We start from the raw sequence: 18,922 nt of genomic DNA on the forward strand, positions 1-18,922 counted from the left end.
CACTTTTCAGAAAATATTCATGCAGGCTGCCGATGCGGTACCACGCTCACCCAGAAGCGCGTGGTCTGGCGCACGTCGACGGGCAAGGTGCGCGTCAGCATGTCGAGCACCTGCCCCGTATCGGCCAGCGGGTAGATGCCGGACACGCGCAAGTGGGCGATGGCCGGATCGCAAGCCAGGCGCCCCGGGCGGTAGCGGGCCAGTTCGCCGATAAATTCCGCCAGCGGCATGTCGTGCGCCACCAGCATGCCGGCCGTCCACGCATCCGCGCCGGCAGCCAAGGTCCGAACGGCGCCGATCTGCGCCGCCGTAAAGCTGGTTTGCTGGCCCGCCTGCAGCCTGCGCGCCGCATCGGGCGCCTGTTCCAGTTGAATGTCGACGGCACCGGCGAACACGCCCAGCTGCGTGCGCTCTCCTTCCACGCGCACGGCAAAGCGCGTGCCCACCGGTTGCAAGCGGCCTTGTGCCGTTTGCACGACAAATGGCCGGCCGGCCTGATCGCGCGCCGTGCTGACCATGATCTCGCCTTTGACTACCGTCACCAGGCGCTGGCCCGCGTCATAGCGCACGTCGATGCTGGATGCCGTATTGAGCGCGATGCGCGTGCCGTCGTCCAGCACGACGTGGCGTAATTCTCCCGTGCCCGTGCGGTAGTCGGCAAGCCAGAAGCGCGCCTGCTCATCGCCGCCCGCCAGCCAGGCGCCGCCGCCCACGGCCAGCAACGCCAGCAGCTTGAGCGACTGCCGGCGCGCCGCATTCGCCTGCGCATGGACCGGCTTGCGCGCCAGCGTGCCGTGCGCCAGCGGCGCTGGCAAGGCACGCATGCGCGCCATGCAGCCCTCCACATGCTGCCAGGCTTGCTCATGTTCGGGGTCGCTGTCGCGCCAGGCGCGCCAGGCCTGCTCCACTTCCGACGTGGCGTCTCCGGCCTGCAGGCGCACCAGCCATTCCACCGCTTGCAGGCTGGCCGCTTCCGGCGTGAAGGCGCCCATCACGATGCCGGATGGGCAAAGAAACACTGATGCATGGCTTTGACCAGGTAGCGCTGCACGGTCGCCAGCGAGACATTCAATTCCAGCGCGATGGCCGCCTGCGGCATGCCATCGAGCTGCGACAGCAGGAACGCGCGGCGCACAGCAGGCGCCAGGCCATCGAGGCGGCGGTCGATGTCGAACAGGGCTTCGAGCAGGATCGCCTGCGCCTCGGGATCGGGCGCGTGCTGCGCCGGCAGGCTCGCCAGCGTTTCCAGGTAAGCCGCCTCCAGGTCGCGCCGGCGGTACAGATTGCCCAGCACGCCCTTGGCCACCGTCGTCAAAAAGGCGCGAGGCTCGCGCGCGGCGATGGCTTCGTCGCGATTGAGCAGGCGTATGAAGGTGTCGTGCGCCACGTCGGCCGCGTCAAAGGCGTTGCCCAGCTTGTGCCGCAGCCAGCCTTGCAGCCACCGGTGGTGTTCGTGATACAGGCTGCCCACCTCCTGGTGAGCGCCGGGTTGGGCAGCCGACACGTCGCATACTCCCTGATTCGCAAATAATAATGATTCGCATTCTATATCCATGCGCTGCTGCGGCGCAAGCGCCCTGCCAGCGCTTGTTTGACGCGCTTCTTTCCAAAATTTCCTTGCTGATCGTATCCGGTGGCGTAGCCTGCATTGCAAATTCAGCAGAACGCGCCCGGCTACGCGGCAATGATAGTATCGGCAACATCATCGACAAGCCGGCCACCCTGGCCATGCATCCCCCATTGAAAGGCGAACATGCTGCTATCCGAATTGCTGACCAAACTGACCTGCGGTGACCTGGAAGGCGAGGAGCTCGACGAGGCCGTCGCCGCCATCACCGCCGCGCCTTCCGCGCCACGCGACGAGTGGATCGACAGCGATGCCCAGGCCTATGCGCTGGAGATCCTCTCGCAACTGGGCGGCTATATGGCGTCGAGCGACAAGCTCGATGAGCTGCACGAACAGATACAGGACATGTTCGACGACTTCCCCGACTTCCCGTACGAACTGCTCAAGGCAGGCCGCGGCAGCGCGCTGCCCTATTTCGAGTGGCTCGATACGGAACTGGTGCAGCGCGCCGTGGACGAAGGCGGCTATGAGCTGATCCAGATCGACGGCAACGGCTCCGACGAAATGGATGCGCTGCTCGTGTACCGGCGCGATACAAACGACATCATCCAGGCCGCGGCCTTGATGGGCGTGACGATAGGCCGGCCGCTCACCTACTATCGCGGCATCGAAGCGATGGCGGGCAAGCGGCCGGGCTAAGCACCCACGCCTATTGCATCGGCAAGGCGCTCACATCGACGGCGGGCGCCTGGCCTGTCGCGGGCCGCGTGAAGTTCTGGCTGGTCTTCACGTAGTCGGCAAAGAAGCCGCCGTTATGCAGGTAGAACCTGCCGTTTTCCACGCCGCCCGCGTAATCCATGCGCTGCGCATTGGTGGCCGTGGCGTCGCCCGTGAAGCGCCCCGCCGTCACTTCCGACCAGGTGCCGGCAACGTTCCTCGCCCACTGGTTGCCGAACTGGACGCGGCGCTCCGTGTAGCCCAGGGTATCGATGAAATTCTCGAGGAAGGAATGCACGCCCGTCAAATACGTGGAAATCGCCGGCCGCTTCCAGGTGGCGATGTAGCGCCACTTGCCCGTCTCGGGTGCGAAGAACCAGGCCGAGTAATCGCTGCCGCCATTGCCGTCGGGCCGCGCGCGCGTGATGAAACGGTACGTCGTGCCGGCCGCCCAGTTATACGACAGAAAGGTCTGGCCGCCCGTGCCCTCGCCGCCGAACGCATTGTCGACCACGCCGGCGCCCTTGCTGACCAGGGTGGTTTTCGCGCCATTGTCGGCATCCCACACGGAGAACAAGATCCAGCGCTCGCTCGGCGATTTCACCTGGATGCCCATGTAGCCCTGACTGAAGCCGTTGGCCATGAAGTAGGAGCCGATCGCGTCCTGGCCCTGGGGAATCGTCATCTCGTTATAGAAATACTCGGTATTGGCGGGCACCGTGTAGCCCATGTGCACGGACGGGCCGCGCCGCGACCAGTAGTAATTGGCGGGGTCGTTGGCGTAGGTGAGCGCGGCGCTGGCCGTCACCTTCAGCGCGGAGACGTCGCCGAACGTGTCCTTCACGCGCGACAGTCCCTGCAAGTCCACCTTCACATAGCCGGCCGCCGCCACGTTCACCGTGCCCACGGCATAGGTCTTGCGTTCCTTGCCGGCCAGCTTGACGTCGAACGGCGTGCCGTTGACCTTCACGCGGATGGTGCTGTTGCCGCCATCGGCCAGGCTGGCGTCGAGCGCCACCTGCACGGGTCCCGCCCCGCCCACGCGGAAGTAGGTGCTGGCGACGGCAGCGGGATTGCTCCAGCCGGACAGGCCGCGCTCGCTGATGACGGCGCCCTCATTCCCGCTGGTGATGAAGGCGTTGCCGGCCAGTTCCACGGTGGCGGACGTGGCGGGCGCGGCCACGGTGGCGGCCAGCAAGGCCGTATTGCCGTTGCCCGTGGCGGTGGCGCCGCCGCAGGCCGCCAGCAGCAAGGGCATGACGGGAAGGATGGCATGGAATAATGCACTTCTGTGTTTCATCGACGTCTCCTGGTGGTGAAGCTTTGCGACGGGCGAACACGGGCCTGCGCACCTGCGCCGCGGTTGAAAAACGCATGGGGATAGAAAAAACCCGCTACGGCAACTGGTGCGGTAGCGGGTCGTTAAGGCTTAGTACTTGCCGTCGAGGGCGAAGATCGGCTTGCGCGATTTCCACTGCCCGCCCGTGAAGTCCGGGAAGTCCAGGGTCTGGAAGTTGGCGGCGATCGATTGCTCGGACAGCGGCGTGATGGCGCTCCACGTCACGGCATCGTAGATATCGATCGGCATCGGCGCGTTGGCCTTCAATGCTTCGACAAAGGCGTGGATGACGAAGAAGTCCATGCCGCCGTGGCCCGCGCCCTCGGCTTGCGCCGCATACTTGCGCCAGACGGGGTGTTCATACTTGTCCTGGTAAGCCTTGAAGTCGTCCCACTGGTGCGGCTTGCTGACGCCCTCGATATGGATGGAATTGTTCAGGTCCATCCACAGGCCGTCCGTGCCTTGCACGCGGAAGCCCAGCGAATACGGGCGCGGCAGACTCGTATCGTGCTGCAGGATGATGGTTTCGCCGTTTTCGCACGCCAGGGTCGTGGTGACCACGTCGCCCAGCTTGAATTTCACCTTGGCGTTCGCATGCTGCGCGCCGCCCGGCTGCTTGACGATGTAGTCGTGCAAGCCGCGCGCCTTGGTGGCGAAGGCGTTGATGCGCGTAAAACGGTTGCCGCGGTTGATGTTGGTGTACATGGCGCAGGGGCCGATGCCATGGCTCGGATACAGTTCGCCGTTGCGCTCGACCGAGTGCTGCGTGCGCCAATGGGCTTCAGACCAGCCCTTTTCGCCGAATTCCACGCCGCCGCCGTACGGCTTGGCCGGATTGCCGCTGTTGAATTTGACGGCGCGCAGATCGTGCTGGTAGCCGCCTTGCAGGTGCAGCAGTTCGCCGAACAGGCCCGCGCGCACCATCTGCAGCGCCGCCATCACGTCGCGGCGGTAGCACACGTTTTCCAGCAACATGTACGGCGTGCCCGTCTTCAGCTGGGTATTCAGGACATCCCAGTGGTCTTGCAGGGTGATGCCGGCCACCACTTCGCAGCCGACGGCGATCTTCGCCTGCATGGCGGCGATCGCCATCGGCGCATGGAATTCCCACGGCGTGGCGATGATCACGCCGTCGAGGCCGCCCGCGTCCAGCATGCGCTTGTAGGCTTTCTGGTCGCGGTCTTCGCCATACGTGCGCGGGCGCGGCTTGCCGGCTTTTTCCACCTGGCCCAGCGCATGTTTCAGCATGATCGGTTCGATATCGCACAGGGCAACGACTTCCACGTCGTCGCGGCGCACCAGTTCGGCCAGCAGCACCTGGCCGCGCATGCCCGTGCCGATCAGGCCCAGGCGAACCTTGTCGCGGCCGGCGGCGGGTGCGGCGTTGGCGTCGCCAGGCAGCAAGGCGCTGCCTGCCATGGCGCCACCGGCCAGCGCGGCGCTGGCGGAAAGGAAATTGCGTCGATTGAATTGTGTCGTCATTGGTCTCTTCTCGCTTCCATTGGTAATGATCGTCGCCGGTCCGCCGCACGGCGGGCCGGCTGCAGTTTAATAGGTGTATTCAGCCGTAAAGCGCACGGAACGCGGCGCCGTGCGTCCATCGACCTGGAGGTAATTGCGGGAGATGGCGCCATGGTCTTCGCGCGTTTCGGTGTAACGGGTCACGGTCTGGCTGTTGAACACATTGAACACGTCCACTTTCAGGCTCAGGCCCTTGACGGCGCTGGGAGTATAGGCCACATTCATGTCCAGCTGGGCTTGCCATGGCAGGCGGCCCTGGCTGCCGCGCGGCGCCGGCTTGCCATTGCAATAGAAGTAGGAATCGCCGTAGTCGTTCTCGAACTTCAGGTTATCGGGCAGCGCGCCGATGCAGTTGCGCGGCGCACCCGAGATCAGCGACAGGTTGGCGCCCACCATCACGTCCGGGATCACCTGCATGAAGCCGTAGGCCTTGAAGGCGTGGCGGTGGTCGCCCGGCAGGTAGCCATACGCGTTGTACATCAATTCCTTGTGGTCGTCGCTCACCGTCAGGCCCACGTCGCCGCCGCCGATGCTGTCCGTCTGGCCTTCCATATTGCCCTTCAGGCCGGACAAGGTGTAGGTCAGCTTGCCGTACCAGCCGTTCGTGTACGGGTGCTCGATGAACATGTTCAAGGCGCGGTAGGTGCGCGATGGCAGCGGGTTGCCCCACTCCGCCGCCGAAATATCCACTCGGCGCAGGCCCTTGCCATCGTCAAAGTCCACCATCAGGCTGTTGTCGCGGCCCGGGTTGATGATGGCGCACTGGAAGCCGCTCCAGTTGCCCGTATCGACGCCGTTGCGCGTGGCCCAGGCTTGCAGCGGACGCTCGTCGCAGGTGTCGTCGTTGGTGTCGTTCAGCTTGCGGTACAGGAAGCTGGCGCCCACCACCAGCTTCTTGCTCAGGGCGCGTTCGAAGCCCAGCGAGAATTCATCCTGCGACAGCGGCTTCAAGCCGATGGCCGTCACTTCGCGCGCATCGCGGCTCTGGCCATACGCGTTGTTGGCCGAATACGGCTTGCTGATGGCGTGCAGGCCCGTCGGCGCGCCCGTGACGGGATCGACGCCCGTGTAGGTGAACATCTCGCTGGTGGCCAGGAAGGGGCTGGCCATGTTGCTCGACAAATTCGACGGCACCGGCAAGTGGTAACGGCCGCCATTGGCGAAGAATTTCAGGGTGCCGTCGCCCAGGTAATCCCAGGTGGCGCCCACGCGCGGGGCGATCATGTTGCGCTGCGAAATGAAGGCCACGCCATCGGTGCTGTAGTTGGTGAACTGTTCGCGGCGCAGGCCCAGGTCCAGCAGCACCCGTTCCGTGACCTGGTAGTGATCCTGAATGTACTGCGCCGATTGCACGCTGGTCGGACGCGCCAGGTTGGCGTTCAATTCCTTGCTGACGTAATAGCCATCCTTGCCGTAGCCGTTGCCCTGTGCCGGCGTTTCAAAGGCGCCGTTGATCAGGAGCGTCGGATCCTTGACCTTCTCGTATCTCCAGCGGTAGCCGCCGGCCAGGCTCAGGCCCACTTTCGATTCCACGTCGATGCGGTCGATGCCGCCGCGCAGCGAATGCTTGCCCAGCTTGTATTCCAGGTCCAGGCGCTTGGCCTTCTGGCGGTCTTCCGACGACGGGTCGACCAGAGTACCGGTCACCGTTTGCGGATTGGCGTACGTCAGGCCAGGCACCTGGGTCGATTCATTCGACGACGTTTGCGCCAGCAGCGGATTGTAGCCTTCCGGGGTACGGCGGTGCGAAGTGCGCGACTGCCCCATCATCGCCGTCACCGTCAGGTTATCCGTCAGGTAGCCCGTGTACTTGAAGATGTCGACATTCGCGCCCGGCGCGGCCGACGAGCCGCAGCAGTTGAAGGTGGTCTCGCTCCCGCCGCCAGGCACGTTGTTGCGTTTCAAGGTGGCATAGTCGAAACCATAGCTCTGGCTGTCCGTCGTCGTGCGGTCATACAGCTTGGTATATTCAAAGTGATGGTCGTCCGTCAGGTTGTAGTCCAGCTTGGCCATCATGCGGTCAACCTTGCTCTTGCTCTCGCGCCAGCCGTTCGGCAGCACCTTGTCGACCAGGTCGTCGCGCGCACCGGCGACGGCGCCGCCGTCCGTGCGCGTCTGTTCCAGCGCCACGAAGGCGAACAGCTTGTTCTTGATCAGCGGTCCGCTGCCGTACAGGCCGACGACCTTGCTGGTGCTGCCGTTATCGCGGTTCCAGTACTTCAAGGTGCCATCCGTCTTCGGATTGGCGCCCGTGTTCGGGTAATAGCGGTTTTCCGTCGTGCCCTTCAGCGAGCGGGGGATGATGGAGACCTTGCCGCCGAATTCGACCTTGTTGCCGCCGCTCTTGGTGGTGATGTTGATCACGCCGCCCGTGGAGCGGCCAAACTCGGAACCGTAGCCGCCCGACAGCACTTGCAGGTTGGAGATCGCGCCAAACGGCAGTTCCGACGCGCCCACCTGGGTCAGGATGTTGGTGATGGGGAAGCCGTTGACGTAGAACGCGTTTTCCGACTGGCCCGAGCCGCCGATCGATGGCGCATTGCCGTACACGCTGTTGGTGCCGCGCGACACGCCCGGCGTCAGCTGCACGATGGAGGCCACGTCATTGCCGACCGGCAGCGCTTTCAATTCCTTGGCCGTGAAGATCACGCCATTGTTCGTGTTCGACACGTCGATCGGATTGCGCGACGCCTTCACCACGACGGTCTGTTCCTGGCCCACGGGGCCGGCCGCGCTGGCCGGGCCGAAGTTCGCTTCGGCGCCCGCGCCGATCAGGGCTTCGACTTCCTGCGACGCTTCGACCGACCCGGCGCGCAGCACGCGCACCGCGTAACGGCCCGGCGGCATGGAGTTGGCCACATAGCGGCCCGACGTATCCGGCGTCAGGGTGCGCTGCACGCCCGTCGCCAGGTTTTCCAGCACCACGGTGGCGCCGGCGGGCGCGCTCACTTCGCCGAAGATGGTGCTGGTGGCGTTCGACTGTGCCCAGGCCTGGCCTGGCACGCCGGCCGCCAGGGCGATCACGATCGCGGCGGCGCGGCTGATGTCGCGCAATTTGAGTCGGGTGGTATGCATGTGTCTCTCCGTCTATATCGAGGGTTATACGCGCCCTCCCCGCTCCAGGGCGAAGTCGGGGGGATGCAATTTTTATGGTGAGCGTCGGAAGGGAGAGCCAGGCAGCCGTTCCTTCCGGGAAATCAGTCCGTCTTGGCTGATTTTCGTTTTCTTGGGATTACTTTAAAAAGAAAAATAAGTATCGTCAACAAAAAGAAAGTTACAGCGCAAATTTATCGCTAAATTCAGTAAATAAAGACGTTTTATCTTTCGATTCAATCCACGATGCGGCAGATAACTTTCGTTATCGTGGCGTAGCAGATACACGCGCAGGCAAGAAGGCGGCCTGCAGGAGACATTCCACACGGCAATCCCGATGGAAAAACGCGAAAGTAGCCATGGCAATCCCCTTTCACTTACGTTTATCTTTCGTATTGCGCATTTCGGAATATTGTCTTTTTCTTTTCATGACGATACCCCGGCCCGCTGGCAGGCCGGGGCGGCGTCACGTCTTAAAAGAACTTGTAGCTGGCCGACAGGGCAAACTGGCGGCCGAACAGGTCCTGGCTATGGTTGTAGCCTTCCCAGCCGTTCGGGTCGTAGTACGGCTGCTTGTTGAACGCGTTCTTCACGTTCAGGCCCACGTCCAGGTTCTTGAGCGGCTTCCAGCTGAAGGCCAGGTTCACCGTGGTGTACGACGGCGCGCCCTTGCACTGGCCGGCCGGCAGCGATACCGAGGCGGCGGTGCAGTTTTCCGGCGTGTTGTCCTTGTCCCACGGACCGTAGGCCCAGCGCGTCTTGCCAGAATAGTTGATGAAGACGCTGCTGACGAAATTGCGGTAGCTCCAGTCGGCGTTGACGGTGGCGCGGTAGCGCGGCGAATCGTAGTAGCCGACGGTATTGCCCTTGATATCGCTGCCGTCTTCGCTGTCGTGGGTGTCGCGCTTGCGGATGGTGGCGGCGATGCCGGTACTCAGCTTGCCCCAGTCGCCGAGCGCAAAGCGCGTGCGCGCGTCGATGTCCACGCCGTCCATCAGGGTACGGCCGCGGTTCGAATACGAGTTGATCAAGCCACCCAGGTTGCCCACCGAGTAGCCCGGCACGCCGCCCGCGCACACGCCCGCGTTGGCGGGATTGGCGCACATGGCCGCCACCGCCGCCATATTGCCCCGGTCCGTGTCCGTCAAGTCGTTGCGGATGGCGCTCGATGTACCGGCCAGGGTCGGGCCGTACTTGTCCACCAGTTCCGTAAACAGTTCGTTGAAGTCCTGGCGCACGATTTCGTCGCGGCGGTTGATGAACCAGTAATCGATGGAGATGCTCACGTCCTTGGCCGGCTGCAGGACCAGGCCCACGGTGGAAATCTTGGCCTTTTCCGGATGCAGGTTCTGGTTCGGCGGCGTCAGGCCGCCCACCGTCGTCGAGCAGTTCGAATTGAGCAGGCTCTTGCCCAGGTCCGCATCCGTCGCCACCCTGGACTTCATCAAGGCGCGCGCCATGGCATTCGTCTCATCGCAGCGCACCGTGTCGCGGATGCCGCCCACCTGGGCAAAGACGCCGCCCGAGCCCGATTCAGCCAGGTTGGGTGCGCGGAAGCCTTCCGAATACGTCCCGCGCAGCATCAGGTCGGGACGCGCGCGCCAGATCACGCCCAGCTTGGGCGCCAGGTTGGCCGAGAAATGCGGGTATTTGTCCAGGCGCGCGGCCGCATTGACTTCCAGGGTGTCGCTGAGCGGCACCACCACTTCGCCAAACACGGCGGCGACGGTGCGCTTGCCATCGAACCAGGAACCGCCCTGCTGCGTGATCAGGCCATTGGCCGCATCCGCGTTGCCGGGCGTGAGGAAGCTTTCGCGCATGACGTTGGTGCCCACGGCGGCGCGCACTTCGCGCTCGCCCAGCTTGAACAGCGTGCCTTCCAGCTTGGCGTCCCAGGTCATCAATTTGGTCCACGATTCGATGGCGAAGGTGGGATAGGCGGCGCGCAGCAGCGCCGCATTGGCCTCGCTGATTTCGCCGAACTTGTAGGCGGGATTGTCGGAGATATACGTGCGCCCGCTGACGGGATCTTTCGTGAACGGGCCGAACGCCTGCTTGAAGCCATTGATATTCAGGTTCGCCGTCTGGAACAGCGTGGAATGGCTGCCAGCCACGCTGAGCGCCGTTTCAAAATCCCAGCCGCCGCCGATGCTGCCGCGCAGGCCGACGAGCGCGCGGTAGTTTTCATCGACATTCTTCTGGCCGAAGTGGCCCGTGGCATCCTGCAGCAGATAGTTCAAGCCCGCCGCGCCGCCCATCTTGGCCACCATGTCGGCATCGAGTTTGCCCTTCAGGTAGACGTTGTTGGGACTCAGGAAAGGCGTGGCGAAGGTATTGAGGGTAGTGCCCGTATTGCGCGCGAACCAGTTGTTCGTGCTGCCGCTGTTGAAGCTGGACGGGCCATTCTCGCCGCGCATCTTGATGTGGGTGAACGCACCTTCCGCGAACGCTTCCATGTCGCCGCCCAGTTTCAGCCGGCCGCTCAGGTAGGCCGTGGCGCGCTCCGAAGTGGGGCCCGTATCGAGCTGGTTGGGCAGCGCATTCCACACGCAGCGCGTGCCCGACGCTTCGGTGATGCTGTTGTTGCAGCCGGGTGCGGCGCGCTGCGTGCGCGCATTGTTGTTGGCCTTGTCGAAGACAAAGAAGGTCCCCGGATTCATCACGCCCGGTTCGCTGCCCACGCCCACGCGCATGTTCGGGATGAAATTGGGATTATTCACATAAAAATACGAGGGGCGCTTCTGCCAGGTATCGGCCAGCGCGATGCGGTCGCGCTGGTAGACGTTGACGGAACCGTAGATGTTGTAGCCGTCGCTGGCCAGGTCGCCCACGCCATACAGCACGCTGGCCTGGCGTTCGCCGTACGCTTTCACGCTGGGCGAAAACTCGCCGTTGGCGCGCGCCTCCAGCCCTTGATACGATTTTTTGGTGATCACGTTGATGACGCCGGCGACGGCATCGGAGCCATACACGGCCGACGCGCCATCCGTCAAAATCTCCATGCGCTCGATGGCGGCGGCGGGAATGGCGTCGATATTGACGAACATGGTCTGGAAACCGGCCGGCGCGCCATAGAACGACAGGCGGCGGCCATTGAGCAGCACCAGCGTGCCCTGCGCGCCCATGCCGCGCAAGTTCGCCTGCGAGCCGCCATCGGAACCCGTGAACATCGAGCGGAAGTCCTGCTGCGCCGGACGGGCCGCGGGCAGGTTGTCGAGCACTTGCAGCAAGGTGAGCGCGCCCATGTTTTCGATCTGCTTGGCGTTGATCACCTGCACGGGCGACGCCGTTTCCGCATTGATGCGCTTCAGGCTGGAACCCGTCACTTCGACGCGCGCCAGTTTTTCTTCCTCCGCTGCCAGCGCCGTCGACGCCAGCGCGGTTGAGCCAAGTCCGACCGCCACCATGGCGGCCACCATTTTTTTCATGTGCATGCTCGTCTCCCTTTTTATAAGTAATTGATGTTGCCGGCTGCAAGAGCCCCTCCCCGGTCCGAAGAGGGGCTCGTTGTTAGTGAAATGATTGAAATAGTTAGCGCGGCTTGACTGTCGCGCCCTCCGTGCCGGTCAGCACGGCGTTGGCCCAGTTGCCGCAGACCTGGGCCGGGTGGGCGCCGCGCGCGCCCAGGGTGCGCAAACTGAGCTGGCTCAGGCCGCGCACGTCGATTTCGGGTTTGACCACCCCGGGAGCCGTGACCAAGCCGCTGTCATACAGCAGCCGTTCACCGCTCCAGACCTGGAATTGCAAGCCGCCCGCGCTGCGACAGCTATCGTCCACGCCCAGGTCGGCGCGCAGCAGATTCCAGTTGCCCGCCAGCTGCAAGTCGATGCGGCTGGCGGGTCCCACGCCGAGGCCCTTGCGGAACCACAGCCCGTTCATGCGCATCTCGGCGGCCTTGCCGGCCGGCCGGTCTTTCGCGACAGTCTTCGGCAGCGCCAGGTCCGACAGATAGCGCTGCACCTCTTCTGCTTCGGCCACGCGGTGTTCGAGCACGCGGAATGCGGACAAGGTCACGGGCGCCACGTCGGTCGCCAGTGCCGCGTCGAACGCGCGCGCCACCGGGCCCGTTTGCGCCGCCGTCACCATCGGGTCGGTGGATGCGGCGCCGTCGCCTTCCGGATTTTGCGTGCTCATCACGCGGAAGCGCAGCAAACGCCCGGCCGTGGCGGGGAAATTGATCGTCTGCGTACCCTCTTGCAATTTGAGCGTGCCGCGCGCAAGCGCCGTGCCCCACTCGCCGTTGTTGTCGCCAATGTAGATTTCGTAATCCCGCACCTGGCCATGCTTCCAGTGCTGGTCGTTGCGCGGCGCCAGTTCGATGCCATCGACGAGGCGGCGTTCCGTAAAGCCGATCACCCATTCATGCGGTCCGCTCTTCACGGACGGACTGCGCACGGTGCGGAACCACGTCTCGGGCTTGCCATCGAAGGCGTTTTCCAGCGGATAGCCGCTTTCTTCCGCAGGACGCCCCACCACCTGCATGGCGTCGGCCGGCAAGGCGCGGCCCGGCACGGGGGCGGCGGGGAAGTCGGCATCGATTCTCGCCACGCCCAGCGCGCCGGCCACCTGCAAGGCCAGGGGCTGGCGGATATCCTGCGCCGCCACCTTCACGTGCAGGGTGCCTTGCCTGTCGGCCGCGTCGAAATACCAGCCTTCGCTTGCCTTGTCGTAGGCGGCGCGGTCGGCGGATGCCGCGAGCAGCCGTTCGCCCGCCTTGACGGCGGCAGGTCGCTGGCCCGCCAGCATGCGCAGCGCATAGCCGCGGCGCGCTTCCTGGCCCTGGTACTTGCCGTCGACGGCACCGATGTCGACCTGCACGTCGGCGCCCGTCTGGCGCATGCGGATGATTTGCTGGCTGAAGGCGCCGCCCTGGTACTGGCGCGTGTTGCCGTCGTCTTCATACAAGGTGTATTCGGAATCGCCGTGCGGGTAGATATCGAGCGTGAGCTGGTCCTTCGGCTTCTGGCCGTCGTACAGCATTTCCGGATACATGGGCAGGATGGCGCCGGCACGCACGAACACGGGCAGCTTGTCCAAGGTGACCTGCATATCGAGGTCGCGCCCTTTCGCGTCCGCCGTGGCCTGGCGGCCATCCCAGTAGTCATACCACGTACCCTGCGGCAGGTGGATGCCCTTGCGCCAGCCGCCGCTGACGGCCTGGCTGCGGTAGACGGGCGCCACCAGCACGTCGCGGCCCAGCAGGAATTGATATTTATACGCTTCCGTGTAGGCGGCCGGGTCTTGCGGATAATCCCACATCAGGCCGCGCACCAGCGGCGCGCCCGATTGCTCCGCTTCGCGCACCAGGGTGTACATATACGGCGTCAAACGCATCTTGAGCTTCAGATAGCGGCGGTTGATGTCGCGGTACGGTTGCTCGAACCACCACGGATGCTTGCGCTCGGCCGCGGCCCAGCCGGACATGCCCATCAGCACGGGCGTAAAGCTTTTCCACTGCAAGTCGCGCAGATAGGTTTCCGGGCTGCCGCCGAAGATGGCGTCCACGTCGCCCGAGGCATACGCCTGGCCGGACAGTCCCGAGCCGATCAGGGTGGGAATGTGCCAGCGGATATAGTCCCAGCTGGCGCTCTGGTCGCCCGTCCACGCCACGGCATAGCGCTGGATGCCGGCCCAGCCCATCACCGTCCACAGGAAAGGGCGGCTGTCGGAGTTGTTCAGGATGCCGTCATAGGCCGACTTGTTCGCATCCATGGCGAACTGGTAGCCCTTGCCCGTCCACGCCACGTCCAGCTTTTGCACGCGGCTGCCCGCCTGGCCCACTTCCCAGGCGATCTTGTCGACGCCGTTTTCCGTCCACAGGCCCGTACGGAAGCCATAGCCGGCCAGGCCCTTCACCGTTTCCGGCAAGTTCGTGTAGCCGCAGCCATAGCCGTCATTGGGCAGTATCCAGCCGCCCGGCATGTCGTGTTCGCGGTACTGGCGCGCCACGGTTTCCACCACGTCCGGCGTCTTGCCGGTGGGGCCGTCGCTCCAGCCTTTGGGCACGGAACCGGGCTTTTTCACGTTGTCGCCATCGTTGTAGCAATCGGCATCGCCGTATTCGAGCGCCCAGCGCGGCAGCATGCGCGCGCGGCCCGTCACCTCCGTGTAGCGGGCGACGACGTCGCGCAAGTCCTTGCCGACGAAGAAATACGCATCGAAGCGCCCTTCCGCGTGCTGCAGCGAGATCTGTTCCTTGTCGCGCAAATCGTAGTGCCCGTCGGACCAGGTATTGCGCAGCATGCCCCAGCCCCGTGAACTCATGAGGAATGGCGCGGGATTCGGCCGGTCGCCCTCTTCCCAGCCGCCGGAATACGACACGGGCACCTGCTTGCCCTTGAATTCGAAGCGCCCATTTTGCTGCCCGCCGCCGAAGTAACGCTCGCCCGGCAGGCTCGATAGCACCTGCACGCCCTGCTTGTCGTCGAGCGACAGCGGCTGCACTTCGCGCCACAGCGGCACCGCATCGCCCTTGCGGTACAAGGTAAGGCGCAAGGGTTTGCGGTCGATGCGCAGACTCAGGGCTTCGGTGCTGATCAGGATATGCCCGGGCTGCTCATCGATCTCGTATGCCACCTGCGCAGCGGGCTGGCCCACGACGATCGGCGCAGCCTTGTCGCCGGGGCCCGTCAAGCCCCCCTTGCCGCCCGCCTGGATGCGCAGCACGTCCGCCTGCGGCAGGCTGATACGCAGCTGCATGCCCGTGTCGCTGCGCAGATCCCAGCCCAGCGCCTCGCCCTTGGCCACGTCGGCCGCATGCACGGCGGAGAGCGACTGCAGATTGCCGATGGGCGCGGCTTGCAGGCCAGGAGCGGCCAGGGTGGCAAGGGCGGCGAGGACACAGGCGGCAAGGGCGCGGCGGGGAAGCGGGAGAGGTTTCATCTGCGGGCTTTCAGAAAATCGAAGTGATGGAAATACTTTAAGAAGAAAAATAAATATCGTCAATCAAAAGAAAGTTCCTGGACCGATTTATTAATGAAATGCCCAGAATTGGCGCATTTTTCTTACGTTTCATCAAAATGTCACAAAACATACTTTCGTTATCGTCGTATTTCAGCGACAGGCGGCGGCACGACTGGGTTTCATGCGGCAGCGCAACATGATAGACGTCCAGAAAAGCACCAGTTCGACGCCATTATTTCGCAAGTCACACAACTATTTACTTTCGTTTTACTTTCGTATTTGACTTTTCGAAATTTAGTATTTATGCTTTCTCCAACAAACACTTTACTGACCTCTCATGACTACCCTTCTTCAGCGTGACATTCAAACCTGGCGCGACATCGGCGGCCTGCACACGGCCGAGGAAATCGCCCATCAGCCCGCCATCTGGCGCGCGCTGGCCGGCATTTTGCGCAGCGAGCAAGCCAGCCTGGCCGCCTTCCTGGGCGACACGCTGTCCCATCCACAGCAGCGCGTGATCCTGACGGGTGCCGGCAGCTCGGCGTATGTGGGCGAAATCGTCGTCGACACCTTGAATGCGGCCTGGCCCGCGCAGATCCGCGCCATCGCCACCACGACTTTGCTGACGCACCACGAGCTGTACCTGGAGGCGGACGCACCCACCCTGCTCGTCTCGTTTGCCCGCAGCGGCGACAGCCCGGAAAGCCTGGCGGCCGTGGAGCTGCTGCGCCAGGTCGTGCCCGGCGCGCGCTTCCTGAACATCACCTGCAACGCGGACGGCAAGCTGGCGCGCCAGGGCGCCAACGACGGCAATACCTATAACCTGTTGATGCCGGAAGGCAGCTGCGACCGCGGCTTCGCCATGACCAGCAGCTTCAGCAGCATGCTGCTGGCGGCCCTGTCGGTACTGGGCAAGGACGTCGACGTGGCGCGCCTCGAGACCCTGGCGCAGCTGGGCGAAGACGCCCTGCGCGACTGGTCGGCCCCCGTGGCGGAGCTGGGCTCGGCACCCGTACAGCGCGTGGTCTACCTGGGCAGCGGCCCGCTGGAAGCGCTGGCCAAGGAAGCGGCATTGAAAATCCTGGAATTGACGGGCGGCCGCGTGATGGCGATGGCTAATACCCCGCTGGGCTTCCGCCACGGCCCGAAATCGGCCGTCACCACGGAGTCCTTGGTGATCCTGCTGCGCAGCAGCAAGCCCCTGGCGCGCCAGTATGAAGACGATCTACTGAAAGAACTGCAGCGCGACAGCGTGGCGCAACGCTGCCTGACGGTGGGCATCGGCGGCGACTTATCTGCCAACTTGGCGGCCGACGCGCCGGCCTGGCCCGACGCCTGGCTTGCCCCGCTGTGGCTGCTGATGGCTCAGCAATATGCGCTGCACCAGTCCGCGCTGCTGCAACTGCGCCCCGACAATCCATTCGCCGGCGGCATCGTCAACCGTGTCGTGCAGGGCGTCACCATCTATGGCCATGACCAATTCTAATTCCATACAGGGCTTTCACGGCATCGACATCGGCGGCAGCAAGATGGAGCTGGTCGCCTTTGCCGACCGCGACGGCGCACTGACCGAAGTGTTTCGCGAGAGAGTCGCCACGCCGGGCGACGATTTTAGCGCCTTCGTGCAGGCGATCGTCGACCTGGTGGCGCGCGGCGACGCCGCCCTGGGCACGACGGCGCCCGTCGGCATCGGCTTGCCCGGCGTGATCGACAGCGCCAGCGGCCGGCAACTGAGCTCCAACGTGCCGGCCCTGAACGGCCGCCTGGTGGCGCAAACCCTGCAGCAAGCCTTGCAGCGCCCTGTCGCCATCGGCAACGATTGCCAGTGCTTCGCCCTATCGGAAGCGCAAGGCGGCGCGGCCGACCATGCCGCCAGCATGTTCGGCGCCATCCTCGGCACGGGCGCCGGCGGCGGCTATTGCGTGGGCGGCCAGCTGCTGCGCGGCTTGAACGGCGTGGCCGGCGAATGGGGCCACTGGAGCCTGCCCGCCACCCTGCTGGCGCAGCATGGCCTGATCGATTATGCCTGCCCGTGCGGCAAGGCGGGCTGCCTGGAACGCTACGTCTCCGGTCCCGCCATGAGCAAGCTCCACGCGCACTTTGGCGGCGACGGCGCCGAGCCACTGGCCATCGTGGCGCGCGCCAACATGGGCGACGCCGTGGCCCAGCGCACGGTGGCCGTGCACCTCGACGTGCTGGGCCACGCGCTGGCCGGCCTGGTGCTGGCCTACGACCCGCACGTCATCGTGCTCGGCGGCGGCCTGTCGAAATTGCCGCACCTGTACGACAAGCTGCCGGCCGCCGTGAAGCGCCACCTGTTCCCCGGCGTGCACGTGCCGCCCATCCTGCCGCCCCGCTTTGGCGACGCCGGCGGCGCGCGCGGCGCGGCCCTTTTGATACGACAACATATAAAGGCGTCAACATGATGAAGCAAGCGGAAAACCCGACTTTTACCCTGTCGCCCATCCAGCAAGTGATCAAGGCGCACCGCCGCGGCGAGCGCGTGGGCTTGTACGCCGTCTGCTGCAGCCACCCGAGCGTGCTGCGCGCGGCCATGCGCGTGGCCAGCGAGTACGACACCGTGCTGCTGGTCGAAGCGACCTCGAACCAGGTCGACCAGTTCGGCGGCTACACGGGCATGACACCAAACGTTTTCCGCGACACCATGCTGGCAATGGCCCGGGAACAGGGTTTCCCCGCCAGCCGTCTGGTGCTGGGCGGCGACCACCTGGGTCCGAACGCCTGGCAGCACCTCGATGCGGCCACCGCCATGGCCCACGCCGAGACCCTGATCGCCGCGTATGCGTCGGCCGGCTTCCATAAAATCCACCTCGATTGCAGCATGCGCTGTGCCGACGACCCCTTGCTGCTCGACGATGAAACCGTGGCCGCCCGTTCGGCGCGCCTGTGCATCGTCGCCGAAACGGCGGCCGCCGCCGCCGGCTTCGCCCCGCCCGTCTACGTGATCGGCACGGAAGTGCCGGTTCCCGGCGGCGAAGCGTCGCTGGCGCAGGCCGGCGCCGTCACCAGCCCGCAGGCCGCGCGCCGCACCCTCGACGTGCATTGCCGCGCCTTCCTCGACAACGGCCTGCACGACGCCTGGCGCCGCGTCATCGCCATGGTGGTGCAGCCGGGCGTCGATTTCGACCAGAGCAGCATCCAGCACTACGATGCGCAGGCCGCCGCCGAACTGTCGGCCTTTGTCGCCGAGCAGCCTGGCCTCGTGTTCGAAGCCCACTCGACCGACTACCAGCGCGAATCGGCCCTGCACGCTATGGTGCGCGACCATTTCGCCATCCTGAAAGTGGGACCGGCCGCCACCTTCGCCCTGCGCGAAGCGCTGTTCGCCCTGTGCCAGATCGAGGAGGAACTGCTGCCGGCGCACGCCACCTCGCAGTTGATGCAGGTGCTTGACGACGTCATGGTGGCCAAGCCGAAGAACTGGATCAAACATTACCTGGGCACGCCGGAAGAACAGCGATTGATGCGCCGCTACGGCTTGAGCGACCGTTGCCGCTATTACTGGGGCGAGCCGGAAGTGGCGGCCGCCGTCGGCAAGCTGCTGGCCAACCTCGATGCCGTGGCGATTCCACTGCCGCTGCTGAGCCAGCATTTGCCGGAACAGTATCTGGCCGTGGTGCAGGGCAGCCTGCCAGCGCAGGCGCCAGCCTTGATCGAGCACAAGATCGGCAGCTTGCTGGCGCAATATGCGCGCGCCTGCAACCGCAATGCGGCAGTGGCCGTCATTGCCGAAGCGGCAATCTGTTAAGCTCGGTATTTTC

At 64.6% G+C, this 18,922-nt stretch carries 12 protein-coding genes; 5 read left to right on the top strand and 7 right to left on the bottom strand.

The genetic code is table 11. From position 1 onward, the window contains the following. Window positions 1-17: 17 nt before the first annotated feature. Both CSQ95_RS20445 and CSQ95_RS20450 read right to left on the bottom strand, forming a co-directional pair. Window positions 18-992, bottom strand: a complete 975-nt coding sequence (locus tag CSQ95_RS20445) for a FecR domain-containing protein (protein WP_099410822.1) — start codon at window positions 990-992, stop codon at window positions 18-20. Continuing rightward, window positions 992-1,504 carry a sigma-70 family RNA polymerase sigma factor gene (locus CSQ95_RS20450; protein ID WP_099410823.1) on the bottom strand — a complete coding sequence of 171 codons (513 nt, stop codon included), beginning with the start codon at window positions 1,502-1,504 and terminating at the stop codon, window positions 992-994. The genes CSQ95_RS20445 and CSQ95_RS20450 overlap by 1 nt, the downstream gene beginning before the upstream one ends. Before the next feature lie 29 nt (window positions 1,505-1,533). Here CSQ95_RS20450 and CSQ95_RS29215 point away from each other — a divergent pair, with 29 nt between their 5' ends. Then, the gene (locus CSQ95_RS29215; protein ID WP_143450013.1) at window positions 1,534-1,794 is read left to right on the top strand and encodes a hypothetical protein; all 261 of its coding nucleotides are present in this window, start codon (window positions 1,534-1,536) and stop codon (window positions 1,792-1,794) included. Further along, on the top strand, window positions 1,754-2,266 hold the full coding sequence (locus CSQ95_RS20455) for a hypothetical protein (protein ID WP_099410824.1): 513 nt from the start codon (window positions 1,754-1,756) through the stop codon (window positions 2,264-2,266). The genes CSQ95_RS29215 and CSQ95_RS20455 overlap by 41 nt, the downstream gene beginning before the upstream one ends. Before the next feature lie 10 nt (window positions 2,267-2,276). Here the strand turns inward: CSQ95_RS20455 and CSQ95_RS20460 are convergent, their stop codons facing one another. The 5 genes from CSQ95_RS20460 to CSQ95_RS20480 all read right to left on the bottom strand — a co-directional run bounded on the left by CSQ95_RS20460 (window position 2,277) and on the right by CSQ95_RS20480 (window position 15,119). Then, on the bottom strand, window positions 2,277-3,584 hold the full coding sequence (locus CSQ95_RS20460; protein WP_257218122.1) for a DUF3472 domain-containing protein: 1,308 nt from the start codon (window positions 3,582-3,584) through the stop codon (window positions 2,277-2,279). Window positions 3,585-3,713: 129 nt separating this feature from the next. Beyond that, window positions 3,714-5,105, bottom strand: coding sequence for a Gfo/Idh/MocA family protein (locus CSQ95_RS20465; RefSeq protein WP_099410826.1), 1,392 nt, complete (start codon window positions 5,103-5,105; stop codon window positions 3,714-3,716). A gap of 66 nt (window positions 5,106-5,171) precedes the next feature. After that, window positions 5,172-8,219 (bottom strand): TonB-dependent receptor, encoded by a 3,048-nt coding sequence (locus CSQ95_RS20470; RefSeq protein ID WP_099410827.1) that lies wholly within the window; start codon window positions 8,217-8,219, stop codon window positions 5,172-5,174. A 491-nt stretch (window positions 8,220-8,710) separates the two neighbouring features. Then, a complete protein-coding gene (locus CSQ95_RS20475) occupies window positions 8,711-11,671 on the bottom strand; it encodes a TonB-dependent siderophore receptor (protein WP_099410828.1) in 2,961 nt (986 codons plus the stop codon). Between the two features lie 97 nt (window positions 11,672-11,768). After that, window positions 11,769-15,119, bottom strand: coding sequence for a TIM-barrel domain-containing protein (locus CSQ95_RS20480; RefSeq protein WP_099410829.1), 3,351 nt, complete (start codon window positions 15,117-15,119; stop codon window positions 11,769-11,771). 358 nt (window positions 15,120-15,477) lie between these two features. Between CSQ95_RS20480 and CSQ95_RS20485 the strand changes: the two genes are divergently transcribed. From CSQ95_RS20485 to CSQ95_RS20495, 3 genes are read left to right on the top strand one after another with little or no spacing between them, the layout of a single operon-like run. Further along, the gene (locus tag CSQ95_RS20485; RefSeq protein WP_099410830.1) at window positions 15,478-16,626 is read left to right on the top strand and encodes an SIS domain-containing protein; all 1,149 of its coding nucleotides are present in this window, start codon (window positions 15,478-15,480) and stop codon (window positions 16,624-16,626) included. After that, window positions 16,613-17,566 (top strand): ROK family protein, encoded by a 954-nt coding sequence (locus CSQ95_RS20490; protein WP_218963627.1) that lies wholly within the window; start codon window positions 16,613-16,615, stop codon window positions 17,564-17,566. Before CSQ95_RS20485 ends, CSQ95_RS20490 begins: the two co-directional genes overlap by 14 nt. Beyond that, window positions 17,566-18,909, top strand: coding sequence for a D-tagatose-bisphosphate aldolase, class II, non-catalytic subunit (locus CSQ95_RS20495; protein ID WP_218963630.1), 1,344 nt, complete (start codon window positions 17,566-17,568; stop codon window positions 18,907-18,909). Before CSQ95_RS20490 ends, CSQ95_RS20495 begins: the two co-directional genes overlap by 1 nt. Window positions 18,910-18,922: the final 13 nt, after the last annotated feature.

Origin of the sequence: Janthinobacterium sp. BJB304, assembly GCF_002735765.1 — a bacterium.
In the GTDB taxonomy this organism is placed as follows: Bacteria; Pseudomonadota; Gammaproteobacteria; order Burkholderiales; family Burkholderiaceae_D; genus Janthinobacterium.